General features: G+C 41.9%; 15 protein-coding genes and 1 riboswitch. Of the genes, 8 read left to right on the forward strand and 7 right to left on the reverse strand.

The features are described 5' to 3' along the window. Nucleotides 1–12 precede the first annotated feature (12 nt). A complete protein-coding gene (locus tag sps_RS24240; RefSeq protein ID WP_077754860.1) occupies nt 13–1002 on the reverse strand; it encodes a 2-hydroxyacid dehydrogenase in 990 nt (329 codons plus the stop codon). Nucleotides 1003–1314: 312 nt separating this feature from the next. Here sps_RS24240 and sps_RS24245 point away from each other — a divergent pair, with 312 nt between their 5' ends. The 3 genes from sps_RS24245 (at nt 1315) to sps_RS29005 (ending at nt 2657) form a co-directional block, all read left to right on the forward strand. After that, a complete protein-coding gene (locus sps_RS24245; protein ID WP_077755845.1) occupies nt 1315–1725 on the forward strand; it encodes a hypothetical protein in 411 nt (136 codons plus the stop codon). Next, nucleotides 1700–2257 carry a class I SAM-dependent methyltransferase gene (locus sps_RS24250; protein WP_237157939.1) on the forward strand — a complete coding sequence of 186 codons (558 nt, stop codon included), beginning with the start codon at nt 1700–1702 and terminating at the stop codon, nt 2255–2257. Before sps_RS24245 ends, sps_RS24250 begins: the two co-directional genes overlap by 26 nt. Nucleotides 2258–2351: 94 nt before the next feature. After that, nucleotides 2352–2657 (forward strand): hypothetical protein, encoded by a 306-nt coding sequence (locus tag sps_RS29005; protein ID WP_077754862.1) that lies wholly within the window; start codon nt 2352–2354, stop codon nt 2655–2657. A 251-nt stretch (nt 2658–2908) separates the two neighbouring features. Here the strand turns inward: sps_RS29005 and sps_RS24260 are convergent, their stop codons facing one another. Together sps_RS24260 and sps_RS24265 are read right to left on the reverse strand one after the other, a co-directional pair. Beyond that, nucleotides 2909–3169 (reverse strand): hypothetical protein, encoded by a 261-nt coding sequence (locus sps_RS24260; RefSeq protein WP_077754863.1) that lies wholly within the window; start codon nt 3167–3169, stop codon nt 2909–2911. Between the two features lie 433 nt (nt 3170–3602). After that, nucleotides 3603–5780, reverse strand: a complete 2178-nt coding sequence (locus sps_RS24265; RefSeq protein WP_077754864.1) for a winged helix-turn-helix domain-containing protein — start codon at nt 5778–5780, stop codon at nt 3603–3605. A 208-nt stretch (nt 5781–5988) separates the two neighbouring features. Between sps_RS24265 and rluA the strand changes: the two genes are divergently transcribed. The 3 genes from rluA (at nt 5989) to sps_RS24280 (ending at nt 11384) form a co-directional block, all read left to right on the forward strand. Next, nucleotides 5989–6666 (forward strand): bifunctional tRNA pseudouridine(32) synthase/23S rRNA pseudouridine(746) synthase RluA, encoded by a 678-nt coding sequence (gene rluA / locus sps_RS24270; RefSeq protein ID WP_077754865.1) that lies wholly within the window; start codon nt 5989–5991, stop codon nt 6664–6666. A gap of 210 nt (nt 6667–6876) precedes the next feature. Further along, nucleotides 6877–7338 carry a transcriptional regulator AsnC gene (asnC, locus tag sps_RS24275; RefSeq protein ID WP_077754866.1) on the forward strand — a complete coding sequence of 154 codons (462 nt, stop codon included), beginning with the start codon at nt 6877–6879 and terminating at the stop codon, nt 7336–7338. A gap of 197 nt (nt 7339–7535) precedes the next feature. Next, entirely contained in the window at nt 7536–11384 is a 3849-nt protein-coding gene (locus sps_RS24280; RefSeq protein WP_077754867.1) for a S8 family serine peptidase, read from the forward strand. Between the two features lie 114 nt (nt 11385–11498). Here the strand turns inward: sps_RS24280 and sps_RS24285 are convergent, their stop codons facing one another. The 3 genes from sps_RS24285 to sps_RS24295 all read right to left on the reverse strand — a co-directional run bounded on the left by sps_RS24285 (nt 11499) and on the right by sps_RS24295 (nt 14940). Continuing rightward, entirely contained in the window at nt 11499–12605 is a 1107-nt protein-coding gene (locus sps_RS24285; protein ID WP_077754868.1) for a succinylglutamate desuccinylase/aspartoacylase family protein, read from the reverse strand. A gap of 66 nt (nt 12606–12671) precedes the next feature. After that, nucleotides 12672–14021 (reverse strand): lysine-sensitive aspartokinase 3, encoded by a 1350-nt coding sequence (gene lysC, locus sps_RS24290; RefSeq protein ID WP_077754869.1) that lies wholly within the window; start codon nt 14019–14021, stop codon nt 12672–12674. A 147-nt stretch (nt 14022–14168) separates the two neighbouring features. After that, a riboswitch (Lysine riboswitch) is annotated at nt 14169–14344 on the reverse strand. 137 nt (nt 14345–14481) lie between these two features. Then, nucleotides 14482–14940, reverse strand: a complete 459-nt coding sequence (locus tag sps_RS24295; protein ID WP_077754870.1) for a DUF3293 domain-containing protein — start codon at nt 14938–14940, stop codon at nt 14482–14484. Between the two features lie 576 nt (nt 14941–15516). Between sps_RS24295 and arcA the strand changes: the two genes are divergently transcribed. Next, nucleotides 15517–16236, forward strand: a complete 720-nt coding sequence (gene arcA, locus sps_RS24300) for a two-component system response regulator ArcA (protein ID WP_077754871.1) — start codon at nt 15517–15519, stop codon at nt 16234–16236. 288 nt (nt 16237–16524) lie between these two features. Here the strand turns inward: arcA and sps_RS24305 are convergent, their stop codons facing one another. Continuing rightward, a complete protein-coding gene (locus sps_RS24305; RefSeq protein WP_418346780.1) occupies nt 16525–18720 on the reverse strand; it encodes a S9 family peptidase in 2196 nt (731 codons plus the stop codon). Between the two features lie 311 nt (nt 18721–19031). On the opposite strand from sps_RS24305, the gene sps_RS24310 reads away from it, so the two are divergent. Continuing rightward, on the forward strand, nt 19032–20024 hold the full coding sequence (locus tag sps_RS24310; protein ID WP_077754873.1) for a class 1 fructose-bisphosphatase: 993 nt from the start codon (nt 19032–19034) through the stop codon (nt 20022–20024). Nucleotides 20025–20092 lie beyond the last annotated feature (68 nt).

Consider the following 20092-nt stretch of genomic DNA (forward strand, 5'->3'; position numbering starts at 1 on the left):
TATTTATGAAGCTTAAAATAGCGCATTGGGACATGGCTCCCCATCGAGTAACTGGCGAACATTGGTGAGACTGGTCAATGCGATAGAACCTAGAGCTTCTGCGGTTAAGAAAGCCTGATGTCCGGTAAAGATAACATTATGACATGCCGATAATCTCCTGAAGATATCATCCTGAATGATCTCATTCGATTTATCTTCAAAAAACAGTTCTTTCTCATTTTCATATACATCTAAGCCTAAAGCACCAAGTTGCCCAGTTTTTAATGCCTCCATAGCATCTAAGGCATCGAGTAAGCCACCTCGACTGGTATTAATCACCATGACACCCATTTTCATCTTATCGAAGCTAGATTTAGATAATAGGTGGTGGTTATTATCCGTAAGAGGGCAATGAAGGGTGATGATGTCACATACTGGGTACATCTCATCTAGGGACACATAGTCAACACCTAGATCTAACACTGACTGATTTGGATATGGGTCATGAGCGATAACTTTACAGCCAAATCCCAGCAAGACTTTAATTGCCGCTAAACCTATCTTGCCGGTTCCTATTACACCGACAGTGCGGCCATGCATATTGAAGCCAACCAAGCCTTCTAATGAAAAATTGGCATCTCGGGTTCGTTGATAAGCTTTATGCACCTTGCGGTTCAGTGTCAGCATTAATGCTATGGTGTGCTCCGCCACTGACTCGGGAGAATAAGCTGGCACATTAACCACTTTGAGCCCTAATCTCTCTGCAGCCACTAGGTCCACATTATTAAAGCCTGCACAACGCATGGCGATTATCTTAGTGCCATTTTTAGCCAGCTCAACGAGTACCTCCTCGCAAAGGGAATCATTTACAAAAGCGCAGATAGCCTCGAAACCATGGGCCAACTTAACCGACTTCATACACAGTCGATAATCAAAATACTCGATTGAAGCACCAAAAGCCTGGTTAGTACGATCAAAGTGTTCCATGTCATAGTGCTTGGCACTAAAAAAACCTATCTTCATTCCATTTGCCTACAAATATTTCAGTCATGAAAGTTTACCTCTTGTTTTCACATTAAGGTACATCTGGTTTCATTAAGCCCTGTAAGTTTTGTGAATTGACACTCTACTTCCCTACCTTCTATATTTGACCTCCACCTCAGGAGGAAATACCTTATTTTAAATGGAACAAAATAGACCATACAGTCGTATACCGAAAGCATCGAACTTAGCGTATTGGAAAGGAATTATTAAATTCGACCCATATCGCTTCACAGCCAGTCATTTCCTGATAAGCTAATAGCTCTTCAATATCTAGCCAGTATCCGCTCTCATATGAAAAACGCTAAGCTATCTGAAAAGAAATTTTGGATCCAAAGACTTGGGAAAACCTCTCTTAGAGCGATACATATTTTAGGGGTAACTGGGGCCGGAGGCGGCATTTTATTAGGCGTGGCTCAAGAAAAGTGGTACGTATATTGGTGCATAGCCATGACAACAGGCTCACTACTGATGTTATGGGAAATAGCCAGAGATTGGCGCTGGTTAATCCAATTGAAAGGCGTACTAACCTTAGTCAAGTTAGGACTATTGACCCTTTTCATCCCTTTGGGCAGCTACAAGCCCGAACTGTTGATCACAGTGTTACTCCTCTCTGTTATTGTCTCACATGGTCCAGCAGGTTTAAGGCATTTCTCAGTTATACATGGACGAAGAATCGATGCAAGAAAAGAAGTTAAAGGTTAAAGCAGCCTCTAGGCTAGTTACCGAAAGCCAAGAGCTCAGCCAGCTTAATAAGAGCGAAGTATTAGATCTTGCTTGTGGCAGTGGCCGCAATGGGCTCTGGTTTGCAGAAAAAGGCCATAGAGTCACCTTTCTTGACAAGTCATTAGCGAATCTAAGTGTAGCTTCAGAAAGCCGCATCGGTTCTATGTCCTCGCAACACACCTATCTTGCATGGGATCTAGAAGATGGTTCAGCCCCAGAACTAGAGCAAAACAAGTACGATCTAGTCTTAGTGTTTAACTATTTACATAGGCCACTTTTCCCACAGATTGCCGCAGCAGTAAAGCCTGGAGGAGTGATCGTTTATGAAACCTTTATCGATAAACAAGCTGAAATCGGGCGGCCAAGAAATCCAAATTTCCTATTGAAAGCCAATGAACTCAAAAACGAATTTGAAAAATGGACTCTTCTGCATTATTTTGAGGGAGAAGTGCTAAACGATGCAAACCTCAGCTACAAGGCACAATTGATAGCCCGTAAGCCTGATTGCTAAACTAAAATGGAAATTAAGACCTTAAATAGTCTAGAAAGAATAAGAAGAATATATTCCAGCATAAAGTAGGCTCAATTTACAAGGAAGATAGAATATGGTGATAAACTCCGAACAGTCTCGGCATATTGCTCCCCCAATGCTGACCGGGCTCATGGTCTTATGGGCTCTCTTGAGTCGCCTCCTTTTCAGCGACACGCATTTTGCGCTCAGTCATGCCGTCAGCTTCTACCCCGTCTTATTATTGTTTCCAATGGTTGTGATACTTCACGGACAGTTAATATGGCAGGCTCGAGGAATGGACCGCCTAGATCAAGCCGTCTACGCCTTGATTCACTCGTTGCTATCATTTGTAGTTTGGACTTTTTCATTAATGCACATTAACGGTAATAGCTTCTCTTAAATAATCATAGTAAAAACAATTTAGCCAGTCGCTAATTCACACTGTAATACCAACCCAGATTATTAAATAACTAAAAAAAAGGTGTGATCAATATGACTACACCTATGTCTAAAGGGGAGATGACTATATTTTCATTACTTCTTGTCCAGGCTTGCAAACATACGTAGTTAGGTTAGTAGCATGCAAAAGGATAGACGCTAATAAAAATATATTTTCATTACATCTAATTCGACAAATTTCACTTCAAAACATTACTGTATTGCATTACCTACACATCCAGGGGTTGGAGTGCACCCACCCATTGGAGTAATAACCACTTCATCATCTTTACTTTCACTTTTATATGCATTTATTCGCATCTGTTCTTTTTGTAGTTGTTTTTGAGCATCAGTCAACCCATCACCCTTTATATATATTGGAGTAGCGAAAACAGAAGTGCACACAACAAACAATAGGCATGTTTTTACTAAATTTAAAACACTTTTAGTTTTTCTTATATCGTTCATGTTCATATCAATTCCTTATAAACTAGACATTAGTTCGGTAAAATCTGACTACATAATATATTTAGACAGGCTAGCTCTACCATAAGAGCATAAGTTCTGATAAATATCATTTATAACAAAACATATATTATAGGAAAAATAACAAGGCGATCTTAAATTAACACCCATAACACTAAGTATGGACCAGATACTTAATGGTTTAGATGCAGGACCACAGTCACCAGAACCTAATAACATTTTATTCAAGTCAATGATAAAAACCCAGGGTAAAGTTCGATTTAAAAGACTCACTCAAAACTGAATGTAGAACTAACCTGCCTGTGAACAAAATTACATGGAAAGAGGCTTGCAAGTCATAATATTAACATGATGAAAAAGTGATAAACAACAATAACAACAACTTATAGCGGAGTTCGCCTATTGTATGTATTTGCAGGAGTTAATAATTCACTCTGATGATATCCACATTGGAAGGTTTTGAGATAACAAGAAAAACATTTCCATCATTATCTACTGAAATTGAATCTCCTCTGATGTCATCAAAAGGAAGTAGCCGTTGTTCATTCTTACCCGTGACTATGTTTGTTCTTTCAAGATAGAAGTGTCCATCCGTATAAACCAAGTTATACACATAATCGTTAATTAATACCCATGATGCGTTGCTCATTCCAACAAAATCATCGACAATGAGTTTTTCCTTCCCATGTTCCAGAGTCCAAAGCCCTTCTTGTAGTCGCTTAGTAAAATATACCCCCCTTGGTTTAAGATACTTCCCAAATTCCCCGCCATCTACAAGAGTACTAATTACTTTTCCACTAGTTACATCAACGTGTTTTAATTTAGAAAGTCCAGAAACATCAACAGATACTATAATTGTACTACTATCCGCTCCCCAAGCCAGTCCATATATGCTATTGAAATTTTCAATGTTGATGTAATTAATATCTCTAGATTCAAGGCTATAAATAAATGGCTTGTTATTGATCAAGCCTAAAACCTCATGGCCATCATCAGAAAGACTTATATCTCTTATAAAGCTTAACCGACTGAAGAAAGTTAACTGTACCTCATCACCACTACTATTTTTTAACCAAAGTTGAGGTACACCTGTTCTTTCAGAGACGAAAACCATTTCTCTTCCATCTTTAGTTATAATGCCATTTCTATCTTTCCTATTAGAATAAATAAATCGAACAGTACTGCTCCCCCCCCCTTTTAATGTACTTGCATCTTGTTTAAAAGGATCTTCAACACGCCAAATTTCAGAGTTATAAAAGTCCCCTATAACAGCAACAATGTCTCCAATTTTATTTGACACGGGTGAGATTATTGGTTGCATAATTTGAGTTAATTGCTCATGTGTTTTAGTATCAATGATATAACGAGTAAGATTCCCAGACTCTCCCCTATATATAAGTGAATCACTATTTCGGCTCCATGCAACTGTATGCGGTAAGAAGTCGACACTAAATAAATTTTTCCAGTCACCAGTCTCAAGCGACAGCAGCATAACCTGGGCGTTATACCAACCAATATTTCTAATAACAGCAAGAAAACGTCCATTTGGGGATAAGCTAAGCGCATAGTCTCCCCTACCTATAGAAAAAGGCTGGCTAATCTGCAGCTTATTACTTCCATTTAAGCTGACTGAAAAGACTTTTTTCTCACTTAAATAGTCAAGATTGTGATCTTCGTCGATATAAAACAAACTTTTCCCAGAAGGTTTCCATGCAATACTCGTCGCCTGCATTTTACTTTTACAGGTGGTAATTGTTTTAATACTTCCGAATTCCCCATTTTCCAAGTTCACTACATTAATCTTACACCCACCAACTTGATTGAAAGATAAATATGCCAATCTAGAACCATCTGGACTAAAGGCTGGGTACCCTTGACTATCCGCTAATCCTTTTAAATAGTTAATAGTTCCAGTTTCAAGAGATTTAATTCCTACTTTCCAATTTTTATCACCAAGTATCCGATGGGAAAAGGCTAGATACCTCCCATCGGTAGAAAGAGCAGGAGTAAACTCCTGACCATCCAGATATGTAAGCCTCTTCAGCTCTGTAGCCTTAAGGGGGATTACGCCTGAATTATTTCCGCTCAGATATTGAAAAGCTAACCAAGAAAATAATATGACTAAGCCTAAAGAAACAAAAACAAACTTTCCGGAATGTTCGTAAAGGAAGGTAAATAGTTTTCTTTTAAGAATTTTTTTACTGGCAACATTTATGTCATCAATTTTACTGCCAACTATCACTTCCTCTGTAAACTTTTCCTCTCTTGTTATTTTTTCTACCAATGATATTTCGGCAATGAGCACATAACCCACTTTTGGCAATGTCTTAATAAAGCTAGGTGATTTTGCGTTATCACCAAGCTGATTTCTCAGTAGACCAATGATCCGGTTGATAGCATTATCTGAAACCTCTCCTCCTGACCACACCTCTTCTAATAACATATCCCTACTAACAGGCTCATCAGCATGCTTAATGAGGCACAGCAAGACCTGCATAGCTCTAAGCTCTACTTTGAGTAAAATTCCATCTTTTAAAATCGTACATTGGCTAGGGTCTATTAACCTGTCAGCCAAGCGATATCTAGGTTGAGTTATCATTAAGTACCAGTTAATTAATCAATGATTTGGAAGAGGTTTATATTAGAAAACATTGAAATTAAAGCAATATACACTGATGAAATCAATACTGCTCAAATATAATTACGGTTGTTAAATTGAAAGAAAGTTTGACTAGGATAACATTTACCTTGCTTCTGCTGTCATGTAGAAGGTATCTTTGCCTCGAATTCATGTTTTGGCTGCTTAAATGTCCGATTTTATTTACTGCCCACCTACTGAGCCCTGGCTCGACATCATCTATCAAGATAAAGATATTTTGGTTGTAAATAAACCTTCAGGACTCCTTTCTGTGCCAGGAAGAGCCCCAGAACATAATGATAGTGTTTACAGTCGAGTGTTATCTGAATACCCCAATGCCCAAATAGTACATAGACTTGATATGGCAACTTCTGGTGTAATTGTTGTAGCTCTAAGAAGAAATGCTGAAAAAGAGTTAAAAAGGCAGTTCAGAGATAGAGAAACCAAGAAGACATATTACGCACGAGTTGCGGGACATATAAAAGAAAAAAAAGGTAGTGTAAACCTTCCCCTTATCTGTGATTGGCCCAATCGACCTAAACAGAAAGTAGATCATGACGTTGGCAAGGCATCCTTAACTCACTTTGAAGTGATAAGCCACGCTAAGTACTCTACTTTAGTCAAACTAACTCCAATAACGGGTCGTTCTCATCAATTGAGAGTACATATGATGGCTATAGGCCACCCAATACTCGGTGATAACTTCTATGCAGACCCTTTAGCTAAGCGCTTAGCAAGTCGATTACTACTGCACGCGCAAGAGCTCACAATCAAACAGCCATATTCAGGTAAAGAGCTTACTTTTAGCTGCGAAGTCCCTTTTATGACTCCTGAAAATAACCAGTAGGGCTTAAGTTTTAAGCAAATATATAGGGACCACCAGCTTATGACTCCCCTATCACAGACTAATTTAGGTATCTGCTTAATTTTCAAAAATTGTCACTTATGGCGAACATCTATATTTACTGATTTAATATCAATCACACCTTATCGATAGAATTTCATCATAAATAAAGGTAAGTTAATTATCATTATTTATGACTTTAAGAATTTCTTTATGGAAACATCATTTCAACGAGATCAACTCGATAATCAAATCTTATCTGCATTAATGAAAGAGGCTAGGACGCCATTTGCAGAACTGGCTAAACGTTTCAATGTCAGCGCTGGGACCATACACGTTCGCGTAGAGAAGATGAAACAAGCCGGGATCATCACAGGCGCCCAGATAACAGTAAACCCTAAGGCACTTGGCTATGATGTGTGCTGTTTTATTGGCATAAACTTAAAAAGTGCTGGTGATTATCCAGCTGCCATCTCTAAGTTAAACGAGCTAGAAGAAGTTGTAGAAGCCTATTACACCACCGGAAATTACAGTGTTTTTGTAAAGGTTATGTGCCAATCCATCGACGGATTACAGCATGTGCTCATCAACCGAATCCAATCCATAGATGAAATTCAATCTACCGAAACTTTAATAAGTTTACAAAACCCCATTACAAGGGCTGTTAAACCATAGATTAAATAGAAATAAGTTATTAAGACTATTTTCTAGCCAAAAAAATATAAATTACAACTTTTTTCCCTGTTATCGTTAAAAGTGTAGAACTTTTGTGTTACAAACTACACAACCCCAACATAGGGGTAACAAAAATAACAATTATACAATTTGCACAATATCTAAATATTGTGCTTTAAGTTGACAAGGAAGCAGTTGTGAAAACAAAACTATCTATAGCAATAACAGCAGCACTCGTATCGAGTGCTACCATGGCAAGCGGTGAATATACAGCAAAGAGTTATGGACCAGAGATTCTGTCTGCAACTAATTATGAAAAAGTTCAAACTGTATCTAACACCATAGCACCACAGCGATTTATAATAGAATTAGAGTCTCCCTCAATTTCTAAATATAAAGGCGGAATTGTAAACCTTTCAGCCACAGCCTCTGAAAAGGGCAAAAAAGTCCAAATACAGTCAAGTGCAGCTAAATCTTATGCTAGCTACCTTGCTCAAGAGCAAACTAAGTTTGCATCTGAACTATCTAAAGTTTCTGCTAATACAAAAGTCGAACGTCACTTCAAAACTCTTTTCAACGGTGTAACTGTCGTAGGTCAAGGCCTGAGTATTAAGCAGTTAATGGCCATTCCAGGCGTCAAGTCTGTTTATCCTAATAAGACATACGAAATTAGCATGGATGCTTCTCACGCAGTCATTAACAGCAAAGCGATGTGGAGTGCAGTTTCAGGTATAGAAAATGCGGGTAAAGGGGTCCGCGTAGCAGTTATCGATGGGGGGATACGCCCAGAAAACCCAATGTTTGCTGATGATGGATTTACGGCTCCAGAAGGTGCACTTCCATCTGATGATTACTGTTCGACGGTTGACACCACTTTCTGTAATAACAAATTAATTGTCGCTCGATGGTCTCAGCCTACTTCAGAAGTCTGTAAAGATGAGTATATGAGCCCACTAGGTTTTGGTGGACACGGCACCCATGTTGCAGGGACTGCTGTCGGTAACAAGGTCACAACCACATTTAAAGGTGTAGAGGTTGAACTTTCAGGTGTCGCCCCAGCGGCATATTTAATGGCATATAAAGCCCTATATTCTAAAGCTGATTGTTCGGGTGGAAGTGGCTCAGACATCATGCTAATGGAGGCCTTGGAGCATGCAGTAAATGATGGGGCCGACGTCATCAACAACTCTTGGGGGGGAGGTGCCGGTGGCGATCCAGCTAATAGCCCATATAAGACAATGTTTGAAGCAGCAGAAGCCGCAGGTATCGTTGTAGTTTCAGCTGCAGGTAACGACGGTAACAGTGCGAAAACAATTGGCTGCCCAGCTTGTATAGAGTCTGGTATTACTGTTGCTAACAGTACAACGGGTCGATTTTTTGCTAACTCATTCAATGCTGGTTCTGATGACCTACTGGCCGTAGAAGCAGATAACGGTGCTATAATAGTAGACATTAATACCCCTATTATTGCCGCAGTCAATCTTGATGCAGAAAACTATGAAGGTTGTTCAGCTTTCGCCGCAGACTCTTTTAAAGATGGTATAGCACTAATTTCTCGCGGCGAATGTAACTTCTCACTGAAGGCCGACAATGCTTTAGCCGCTGGTGCTATCGCTATGGTTGTTTACAACAACAAAGCTGGCGCTCCCATTAGTATGTATATGCCTGATACCAGCTTACCTTCTTTGATGGTCGCTGAAGCCGACGGTACAGCAATCATAGAATCATTAGGCGAAAATACAATCGTTGGTAAGATTTCAGCAGAAGTGCAACGTATCGTATCGAAGTCACTTGCAGACGCAATTAGTGCGACTAGTTCTAGAGGCCCGAATGGCAATGAGAATATTCTTAAACCTGATCTAGCGGCGCCAGGAACAGATATTCTGTCAGCTTTCTCCCCTGATGATGGCGGAGAAGATTTCAATATGATTTCTGGAACTAGCATGGCTAGCCCTCATGTTGCGGGTGCAGCAGCCTTGATGCGTCAACTTCATCCAGAGTGGTCAGCTAATGACATCAAGACAGCACTTACATCTACAGCCCATATGGATGGTATTTTAGATGATGATGCTAAAACACCTGCATCACCCTTCGCTATGGGTGCTGGCCGTATGGATCTTGATGCTGCAGCTAAAGCGGTATTAACATTTGATAAGCCATCTGTTGCTTCTGATTCTTGCATAGGCCCATGTACTTTCACACGTATCGTCTACAACAAAAGTGATAAAACCACTTCTTGGTCCCTATCTGCATCTGCTGACAGTGCAGGAATCAGCGTTTCCCCTTCAACTCTTGAATTAGAGGCTGGCGCATCTGCAGAATTCACAGTAACAGTCGACTCTACTTTTACCGAATATGGATCTTGGATCTTCGGTAATATCATGATTAAAAGTGATGAAGGGAAGCAAGATGCTCATCTTCCACTAGCCATCATGGCTAAGGAATCTAGTGATTCTTCACTCATATCCGCAATTACGACCAAAACAGACATTAAATCAAGCGATGAATTCCCAATCAAAGCGATTGTGAATAACACCTTATTTGAAAATACGGTAACAGTATCCGCACTTACACCAGAAGGCACAGAGTTAACCTCTAAGGATGATGTTGTCGTTTCAATGAATGGGGCTACACAAAATGGCTTCGAGGTTGACGAAAAGAATGGACGTATCACATGGGTAGGTAAACTTGACCTTCCACAAATTAGTTCGGCAAAAGGAACTGGTTCAAGCCAAAGCATTTTCGACTTAGGTATTGAACACGTTCCAGTATGTGATGAAGGATGTGATGAAAAAGCTTTCACCTTTAATACACCTGAATATAAGTACAACAGTGCAACTTATGACAGCATCACCATTTCTGACAATGGTATTGCCATTGTTGGCGGCGGAATAACTTCAGGTAGCTGGAACAATAAAGAGCTCCCAGATTCGGCTAGTCCGAATAATATTCTAGCACCACTTTGGACTGATTATGATCTAACAGATGGTACACCCGGCGATACTGGTGGCGGACAGCTAGGTATTCAGTTTGTAGAATCTGGTGACGATACTTGGATTGTAGTGGAGTGGAATAAAGTTCAGGTTTATGGCGATACATCGGGTGATGCATACACTTTCAGCGTGTGGATAAAAGCAGGAGAAGAAGAAGACATCTGGTTCAACTACCACGATATTCCAAACATGCCTGAAAAAGTAACCATTGGTGCCGAAAACATAGGCGGTTCAGTGGGCACGACTTATCATTATAATGGTGAGGGTGGAACAGTCGTAACTAATGACTTTGTTCAATTACAAAGTACAGCCTCCGGAAGTGTAGAAATTGACTATATGGCCAAAGCAACAAGCTTTAACCATGGGCAAGTGGACCTAGCTGAAACAGAAGAGGAGAGCAGTGTTGAGCTAAATGTTCTCGATAACGACACGATGCCAGATCAAAAAGTAGCAAGAGTATCAATCACTGGAGATGGTATGACAGCTAACGCTCAACGCCTTATTGATATTTCAGCTAGCGGGGCTTTAGGAAAAGTAATGCTAGTTACTGAACCAGAGAACGGTAAAGTTACACTCGCAGAAAGCGGAGACGCAGTATATTCACCAAACAAGGACTTCTTCGGAAAAGATAGCTTTACTTACTCTTCTGAAGATGAAGATGGGAATGTTTCCGCCCCCACATCTGTAACTGTAACCGTGAATAATATCAATGATGCGCCAACAGTATCACCAAGCGCAGGTAATACGATTACAGGTCGACCAACAACGGTTGCATCTAATGCCTTAGATGCTGATGGAGATGAGCTGACCTTTAAGTGGACTCAAACATCAGGAGAAGCGTTAGATTTTAACGATACTGATGAGAACATTAAAGTCACCCCAACCAAAACAGGTACCTACTCTTTCAGCGTAGTTGCCAGTGATGGTAATTTAGAAAGTAAAACAGGCCCAGCGAGCTTCACAGTAAGAGAAAGAGACGAAGATGGTGGTTCTCTAGGTTGGTTAACTTTGCTTCTTCTTCCATTTGCAGGCCTACGTCGTCGTAAGCGCTAATATAATGGTTTAACAAGCTATAAATGATAAGGGAGCCAAATAGGCTCCCTTCTTTTATCCGTAATTCCAGGTTTAATACCAATCGGTATAACAAGGAGCGACTGTCTCAACCAGCTATATCTCAAATACCTTGGTCATCACCTTATAAAGCTCTGTGCCTTGATAAACAGAAGCTGAGGCAAAGTGCAGTATGGGTACACAATCTTGACTCAAACTCAGTGGGGTTAATGCCTTATCCGTGTCATATAGATCCAATCGAAGAATATTCGCTAATGGCGCTCCAAGTTTCAGAGGTTCCCCGACTTCAGCCAGATACTCGACCATACCACCAAGAGGCGAATGGAACTTCTTATAATCTTTCAGATAACAGGCATACCTCTTCATCGTAGCTGGTTCAAGACTCTGCTCGATCACCCCACGTTCACTCAGATAAGCCAAGATACCTTTAGCATCGACTAGAGCATCCTCGAGATTGATATTCTCTTGAGAACCTAACTCTAAGGTAAAGGCAGACACAGGAACCTTTAAATCCCTTCCCGTTGATTTCATATGCTCAGAGAGCTGCCACCATGGACAGAAGATTGATTCATCCATGGCTCCACCAAAATCATTGGGGATAAGCAAGGTATAGGGTATGGAGAAGAAGGATGCAGCCCTAACATCGTATTCAGGACAATAGAGATGTTTACAAGACTTAGGGCCAGTGTGTAGATCTAACACGATATCAGCTTGATGGGCCATCACTTGTAAGTTAACCGCCTGCTGGTGCCCGGTAGTGATCCCCCACTCGCTGTTTAAGCGTGTATAGCAGGCTTCAAGCAACATAGCTTTAAATTGAGTAATCAAGTCTGCGTCACTCAGCAAATTATGAGCCTTATACCAAACTTCTACGTCCACTTGATGATCTAGATACTCCCTATTCCAATTCACGCCAGTGATAGGATCGAAGCGCCCTAAAGTGAACTCGCCACTTTTTTGATTAATCCCAAGCGGATTAGCCAGAGGCACGAGTGTAATATCACCACATACGGTGTATTGTTCCAGCAATTTCATTAGCTGATAGATGACCGCATTCCCCTGCACTTCGGCGCCATGTACATTCGCCTGAATATAGACACTGGGCGCCTTAGAGCGTGTGCACTCATAGCTAAATATGGGTATGCTGAGATCTTGGCCTGTGGCTAATTCACCTATCTTCAATGATGATTGGGTAAAACTCATATTCCTTCCTTCAAAGCGTTTAAACCCTAGGACTTAGAATCTGAATATTAAGTCCCCAGACTCTTATCACTCAAACAAGCTTTCATGCAGTGCGCTGACGACCTGAGCGGCTTCCGACTCGGCAACTAAAACACACAAGTTATGCGGACTAGCTCCCTGACAGATCATACGCACGTTATGAGGTTCCAGCACTTCAAAAACGCGACGACAAACACCCGGAGTGGATGCAATTTTATTACCTACTATGGCCACCAATGCCAGACCTTCTTCGACTCGTACCCGGCAATGTTGCGATAGTTCCTGCAACAGAGATTCGCTGAGTAGGCCGTTTCCGGCTGAATCTGATCCCGTCTTATCTAAGGTAAGCGACACATTGACCTCAGAGGTTGTTATCAAGTCGACACTGATCTTATGTCTGGCTAAAGTTGCGAAGGTTTCGGCCAGAAACCCTTGAGCATGAAGCATCTGCAGGCTATGCAAATTGAGTAATGTTTGATCCCGGCGCACAGTTACTGCTCGATAAACCGGAGCATCTTCGACTTCATGACGGATCCAAGTACCACCTCGTTCAGGCTCACGGCTAGAACCAACAAAAACTTGAATTCTTTGTCTGACAGCTGGAAGAATAGTGGCGGGGTGAAGTACCTTAGCGCCAAATGTCGCCATCTCGGCGGCTTCATTGAAACTAATCTCCGCAATAGGACTGGCTTTAGGTGCGATGCGAGGATCTGTAGTATAAATTCCGGCAACATCTGTCCATATCTCAACGGCTGTCGCCTTCAAGGCCTCGGCTAATAAGGCGGCAGAGTAATCGCTACCTCCACGCCCCAGAGTCGTCGTTGCACCGGTTTCATCAGCGCCAATAAACCCCTGAGTCACAATGCGCTGCGATGATAATAATGGCGCTAAATACTCTGCAGCTAATAAAGATATTTTCTCAATTTGTGGTTCTGCACGTCCAAAATGACTATCGGTTCGCATCACCTGACGTACGTCGAATGCGCTAGCAGCCTCCCCTTTTTCCCTCAACACAGCAGCAAACAAGGCCGATGAACATTGTTCACCTTGGGCAAGCAACTCATCCATGGTCGCCTTATTTCTGTTTTTACTCAGCTCTTCACTCAATACAGAAATACGACTCAACACGGTATCTAGTCTTGCAGCAACTTCTTGCGGGCTACCCAAGGAATCCAAGATTTGATATTGAATATGAGCTATCTGTTTAATTAGCTGCATTCTTCGCTCTTCAGCGATGTGCTCTTGGGTCAGTTCAACTAACAGATTAGTGACACCACTAGAGGCACTAACCACCACGACACGGGTACTAGGATTAGCGAGAATGATATCGGCACAACGACTCATAGCGGCATAATCGGCCACTGAGGTACCGCCAAACTTAGCGACAATAAGGGACATTACACAGCCTCCACAGAATGCAGACACTGATAAGATTCATTTGAAAATAAATATGGATACAACACAAACATCATTACACTCCGAACTGACTTCGTTCGAAGAGCCTGGTGCAAAGATTACGCACCCCAAAGACGGGAAACAGCGATCACCACCAGAAGCTCTCCACCAATAAACAGGTGACAATCTAAGGGATTCAACCCTTTCGACCGACATAGAGTTATTCCAAAAACCCTGATGTCTCGGCGCTAATCTCCCTCATAAGTCATCATCAGAATTTGGACTCTTCAGACTTACTACCTAGCTAACGCTCCTCTTCTGTACCTAAGCTCTCTGTAGCAAACAAGCAAAAGAGAACTAGGAAGGAGAAAATTATCAAATTTTGACTAACCAAGCAATGGGGAATCTTAACTATTATCGAAAGATTTAGGCTAAAATCTCAACTATGGCTTAAAAATTTAGGCTAATAGTCGAAGTCCGGCAGCTCGCTAACTAAGTTAACTCGCTGAGAGAAATCACCTATGATGAGCTCTTCTTGCTGCTCAGCTTGAGAGAACAAGCAAGGAACCAAGGCTAACTGGTTGTTATCAATGAAATAGATAGCATTTTGCTTAAATTTCAATCCCAGGTGTGCCGCACTCAGCTTGTCGATGGCGACTGCCCAGCTTTTTTCCATATGAGAGCGATCGCGGGATGCGCCCACTACGGCACGATAGGGCCTGTTAAATTGCTCTATTGAGCGTAGAAGCTGTCGATCTAAGAGACGGTTTTGGCAAGAGGTGAGGATCTGCCCTCTGGGATTGTGAGCCGTAATGATTGCAAAGGATAACTGAGAAGATAAGGTTTGGGTAAACAGAAATTCAGTATCTTGGTAGTGCTGCCACAATTTCTTGTTCAAGAGTCGCTTGTTTGAGTCGATCATCTGGACCAATTCCCTCAATTAGATTCAGATAATTATAGCAAACTCAGCATATCTTCCTAGTCCCGTGATGTAGATCACTAAAAATAATTTTTCAACATCGTTTAAAATCAACAAGTTAAAGAATTTAGTGTGACACAGATCAAATCCACAAGGAATTTTGTTAACATTTCATTTGTTAACAATTGCCTAAAACGAGTACAATAGACCCAGTCGGTTGGTTCTGCATCATTTATTAGTATGATGCATTTGGTTATAAGTGGAACTGACATTGAACGTAAAGCCAACCAGATCCCTGTATAAAATGCGACCAGTTTTTTGTTTCGCATTTTAACTTCATGAATGTTTATTAATATAGGGAACTAACCCTATTATTATTCATCGAAGTGAATACAGTTCGCGTTTCCATTTATTGAGATACGCATACTTTACTAATCATGGAAGTGTGTTGCTGTTTCAGCCAGTTTGAAAGCACCTATCGTAGATCAGTAAGAGTCAGCATGACAAGATCGAGCGTATTTAGCACTGATAAAACGCGCTCATGGTTAGAACAGATTTGAACAAATTAGGTAAATTAATATGCAAAACCCGCACATTCTGATTGTTGAAGATGAAGCCGTTACCCGTAACACGCTAAGAAGTATTTTTGAAGCTGAAGGATATGTGGTAACTGAAGCCAATGATGGCGCAGAAATGCATAAAGCCATGCAGGAAAATAAGATCAACTTGGTTGTTATGGATATCAACCTTCCTGGCAAAAACGGTCTTCTGTTAGCACGTGAACTTCGTGAAATAAACAATATCGGTCTAATCTTCCTAACGGGCCGAGATAACGAAGTTGACAAAATTTTGGGTCTTGAAATTGGTGCAGATGATTATATCACTAAACCATTCAACCCACGTGAACTGACTATTCGTGCTCGCAACCTATTGACTCGCGTCAATAGCACTGGTGCAGAAGCCGAAGATAAGAACAGTGTTGAGTTCTACCGTTTCAACGGTTGGAGCCTTGAAATCAACAGCCGTTCTTTGGTTAGCCCACAAGGTGAATCGTACAAGCTGCCACGTAGTGAATTCCGCGCTATGCTGCATTTTGTTGAAAACCCAGGCAAGATCCTTAGCCGTGCTGACCTTCTAATGAAGATGACAGGCCGCGAGCTTAAGCCACATGACCGTACAGTTGACGTAACGATTCGTCGTATCCGTAAGCACTTCGAAAGCTTGCCTGATACGCCAGAAATCATCGCCACTATTCACGGTGAAGGTTATCGTTTCTGCGGTAACTTAGAAGAGGCATAAAGCTAACGCTTTATTCCGATTCATAAAAAAACCAGCCTATCGGCTGGTTTTTTGTATATGGACATATTTATGCCCGGTGACCATGGATGGTATAGGACGGACGTTGTATATGGAATATAGCTGTAAGTTCCAAGACAGGGCTAAGAAAGCTTCGAGTTTTAAGCTGTAAGGCCCAAGACAGAGCTAAGAAAGCTATAAGGCTCAAGCCCTAAGCTTTACTTAAAACTTAGGGCTTACAACTCTTAGGTTCTAGTTCGCAACTCGCAACTCTAACCTTATTTTAACTCTTTACTTCAACTCTCTCTCAAGAAAATCAGCCAATGAGCGATACAAATGGGTTCTGACTTTTTCGCCGCGCATCGAATGCTTAGAACCCGGGTAATCTATCATCTGGAATAGTTTACCTTCATCCTGCAACGCTTTATAAACCTTAGTACTGTTCTCAAACAATACATTATCATCGGCCATGCCATGATACATCAGCAAGCCAGATTGATAGCCTTTCACATATGGCAATACGCTACTGGCCTCATAGCCTTCGGTATTCTTTTGTGGATGACCCAGATAACGCTCGGTGTAATGGGTATCATATAAAGCCCAGTCAGTCACAGGTGCCCCCGAGATGGCAGCCTTAAAATAATCTGGCGCCTTAAACAAGCCCATTAAAGCCATATAGCCGCCGTAACTGTGACCGTACAAGGCTATATTATCGCCATCAACAAATAGAAGCGTACGTAGGTAATCGACGCCGGCTTTTTGATCGTTAACTTCCGCTTCTCCCAAGTGCTGGTAGATCACATGCTCAAATTGAGTCCCACGATGTGCCGAACCGCGGTTATCTAACTGGAATACGATAAAGCCCTGCTGCAATAAGTACTGAGTAAAGTAATCATGCTCACTCCAGCTATTAACCACCAGCTGAGCATGAGGGCCGCCGTAGACACGAACAACTACAGGATACTGCTTGTCAGCGCTAAAGTTAGTCGGCTTAAACAAACGATATTGTAATGCTTGTCCATCTTCGGCATTGACCTGACCAAATTCAGGCAGCTGCCATTGACCAAAGAAAGGATAGAGTGGGTGTGACTTATCAACCTTATTCTCTTCTACCCAAGCGAGTCGCTGACCCTGATCACCATGCAGGCTAATCTGCGGCGGTTGAGACAAACTGCTAAAATAGTCCAGATAAACGGCTTCATTCTCAGCAAATACAGGTGAGTGCATCCCCGCTCGATGACTAATGCTTTCTATCTCACCGCCCGCCAATGGCACACGATACAAGTGCTTCTCAGTGACGAGAGTTTTGCGGCCGGTAAAGTAAATCCATCCTGTTTTTTCATCCACCAGCTCGACTTCATCTACGACCCAATTACCTGAAGTCAGCTGTTTTTTCACCTTGCCATCCAACCCAATCAGATACAGATGATTGAAACCATCACGCTCAGATGCCCAAATAAAACTCTCTTGCTGCTTTAAGAAGTACAGATCGCTGTTGAGGTTTATCCAGGCATCGCTTCGCTCTTCTACTAAGGTTTTAGATTTATCAGTCTGAGTAAGGGACACAAGTCTGAGATCTAAGGTTTGCTGATCTCTACTCTGCCACTGATAAGATAATCGCTTGCTATCTGGCAACCAGTTAACTCTGGGTATGTAAATATCTTGTTCTTTACCAAGCTCGATCCAGCTTTTCTTCTGGTCAAGGATTGTCACCACAGCTAATTTAATCGTGACATTATTCTTACCTGCATAGGGATATCTTTGCTCAGTGAGCTTAATGCCATCGGCATAGATCTCATTGCGGGTCACCAACTCAACACCAGATTCATCTATACGAGTATAGGCAATAGCAGATTCATCCGGTGACCACCAGTAGCCAGTCATGCGATCCATCTCTTCCTGAGCGACGAACTCGGCCATGGCATTTTTTATCGCCCCGCCACCATCTGTCGTCATAGGGGTGAGATTTTCAGTTTTAAGATCTAATACAAACAGGTTTTGATCGCGCACAAAGGAAACATAGTTGCCTTTAGGTGAGAGACGAGCATCGGTGACAAAGCCTTCACCTGTGGGTAGCAACTTTACAGTGCCATCATTAACCGAAAAATAGTACAAAACGCCAGAGGCAGGAATCAGCAAGGCCTGGCTATCATCAGACCAAAAGTACTCCATGATCCCCTGACCATAAATTCGCTGGCGCTCTCGTCTTGCCTTCTCTTCATCTGAAAGCTCACCTATGGTGAGTTTATCCGCATCGAGTAGTATCGATTGCTTGCCGCTGGCCACATCCATTTGCCACAAATCATAGAAATACTGATCATCTTTACGGCCAGCAAGATACGTCACTCGCTTACCATCAGGCGAAAGCTTAAGACCACGTGGGCTGGTTCCTGCTAGTGCAGGTGATGCGTATAACCTTTCGATACTAAGAGGTGTTACCCCTCCTTTTAGAGAGCTTTCTTTTACTGCATTTGTCGTACTTTTCATTGTCGAACAAGCCGTATTTGATAAAAGCATAGGCACCACCATTAGCGCTGTTGTCATCCATTTTGTTGTCATTATTATGTCCAGGATTTAAATATAGTTACTGCATATCGGCAACCTAAGTCCCGACATATATATCACTGATATTGTGCACTAAACTGAGCAAAAACCAAAACAGGTCTTCAATGTGACAGATTGCCGCCATCGGACGCTGAAAAAAAGTTCAATCTCAGGTATGATCCCGCCCAATAAGAAAACAAACTTTTGACCCGACCTCAAACTCGAGCACAGCTCGACTTGTCATAGGAAATATCATGCAAACCTTGGCCCAAAATCTGATATCACAAGGGGTAAACGCCTCTCTGACTCAGCTTATTCACACGTTAGCGAATACTTCAAAAGAGATAAGCCTCGCGGTTCGCCACGGTGCACTAGCAGGCGTACTTGGCGCGACTGAGCATGAAAATGTTCAAGGTGAGACCCAGAAGAAGCTAGATGTTATTACTAACGATATGCTCAAAGATGCGCTGGATAAAGATGATACCGTTCGCGGTCTAGCCTCTGAAGAGGAAGATTTTATCGTCGAAGTAGGTGCTAAGGGTGACTATCTGGTCTGTTTCGATCCATTAGACGGCTCATCGAATATCGACATAAACTCGTTAGTGGGTACTATCTTCTCAATCCTTCCAGCCCCCGAAGGAGAACTCAGTGAACAAAGCTTCTTGCAAGCGGGTCGCAAGCAAGTCGCTGCCGGTTATGTCTTGTATGGTCCTTCGACTATGTTGGCGCTCACTACAGGTCAAGGTGTTCAGTTATTTACCTTAAACCCAGAAACTAACGAATACTTATTGACCACAGAAGCCATGTCTATCAGTAAAGATACAGCTGAGTTTGCCATCAACATGTCTAACCAGCGTTTCTGGGAAGCCCCGATGCAGACTTATATTGCCGATCTCTTGCTTGGCACCATAGGTCCAAGAGAGAAAGCCTTCAACATGCGCTGGATAGCTGCCATGGTCGGCGATGTGCATCGTGTACTGTCTCGCGGTGGTATTTTCACTTATCCTACTGACAACAAGAATCCAGAAAAACCATACAAGCTTAGATTGATGTATGAGGCAAACCCTATGGCATTCTTAGTCGAACAAGCTGGCGGTAAAGCCTCTACCGGTTATGAAACCATCATGGATATCGAACCAAGTGAAATTCATCAGCGCGTCGCCGTTATCTTAGGATCGGCTAACGAAGTTGATGCTTGCCTTGAGTACTATGAAATCGATTACAGTGAAGAACCAAAGATCGACTAACTCTAGCGAGAGTTAGCTGCTCGGTATGAATGATTAGCCACTCTTTAATAGGGTGGCTTTTTTGTGTC

This window comes from Shewanella psychrophila (genome assembly GCF_002005305.1).
GTDB classification, from domain to species: domain Bacteria; phylum Pseudomonadota; class Gammaproteobacteria; order Enterobacterales; family Shewanellaceae; genus Shewanella; species Shewanella psychrophila.

Coding starts and splice junctions, on each gene's coding strand:
- sps_RS24240 (WP_077754860.1), bottom strand. CDS start 1,002: ATGAAGATAGGTTTTTTTAGTGCCAAGCACTATGACATGGAACACTTT.
- sps_RS24245 (WP_077755845.1), top strand. CDS start 1,315: ATGAAAAACGCTAAGCTATCTGAAAAGAAATTTTGGATCCAAAGACTT.
- sps_RS24250 (WP_237157939.1), top strand. CDS start 1,700: ATGCAAGAAAAGAAGTTAAAGGTTAAAGCAGCCTCTAGGCTAGTTACC.
- sps_RS29005 (WP_077754862.1), top strand. CDS start 2,352: ATGGTGATAAACTCCGAACAGTCTCGGCATATTGCTCCCCCAATGCTG.
- sps_RS24260 (WP_077754863.1), bottom strand. CDS start 3,169: ATGAACATGAACGATATAAGAAAAACTAAAAGTGTTTTAAATTTAGTA.
- sps_RS24265 (WP_077754864.1), bottom strand. CDS start 5,780: ATGATAACTCAACCTAGATATCGCTTGGCTGACAGGTTAATAGACCCT.
- rluA (WP_077754865.1), top strand. CDS start 5,989: ATGTCCGATTTTATTTACTGCCCACCTACTGAGCCCTGGCTCGACATC.
- asnC (WP_077754866.1), top strand. CDS start 6,877: ATGGAAACATCATTTCAACGAGATCAACTCGATAATCAAATCTTATCT.
- sps_RS24285 (WP_077754868.1), bottom strand. CDS start 12,605: ATGAGTTTTACCCAATCATCATTGAAGATAGGTGAATTAGCCACAGGC.
- lysC (WP_077754869.1), bottom strand. CDS start 14,021: ATGTCCCTTATTGTCGCTAAGTTTGGCGGTACCTCAGTGGCCGATTAT.
- sps_RS24295 (WP_077754870.1), bottom strand. CDS start 14,940: ATGATCGACTCAAACAAGCGACTCTTGAACAAGAAATTGTGGCAGCAC.
- arcA (WP_077754871.1), top strand. CDS start 15,517: ATGCAAAACCCGCACATTCTGATTGTTGAAGATGAAGCCGTTACCCGT.
- sps_RS24305 (WP_418346780.1), bottom strand. CDS start 18,720: ATGAAAAGTACGACAAATGCAGTAAAAGAAAGCTCTCTAAAAGGAGGG.
- sps_RS24310 (WP_077754873.1), top strand. CDS start 19,032: ATGCAAACCTTGGCCCAAAATCTGATATCACAAGGGGTAAACGCCTCT.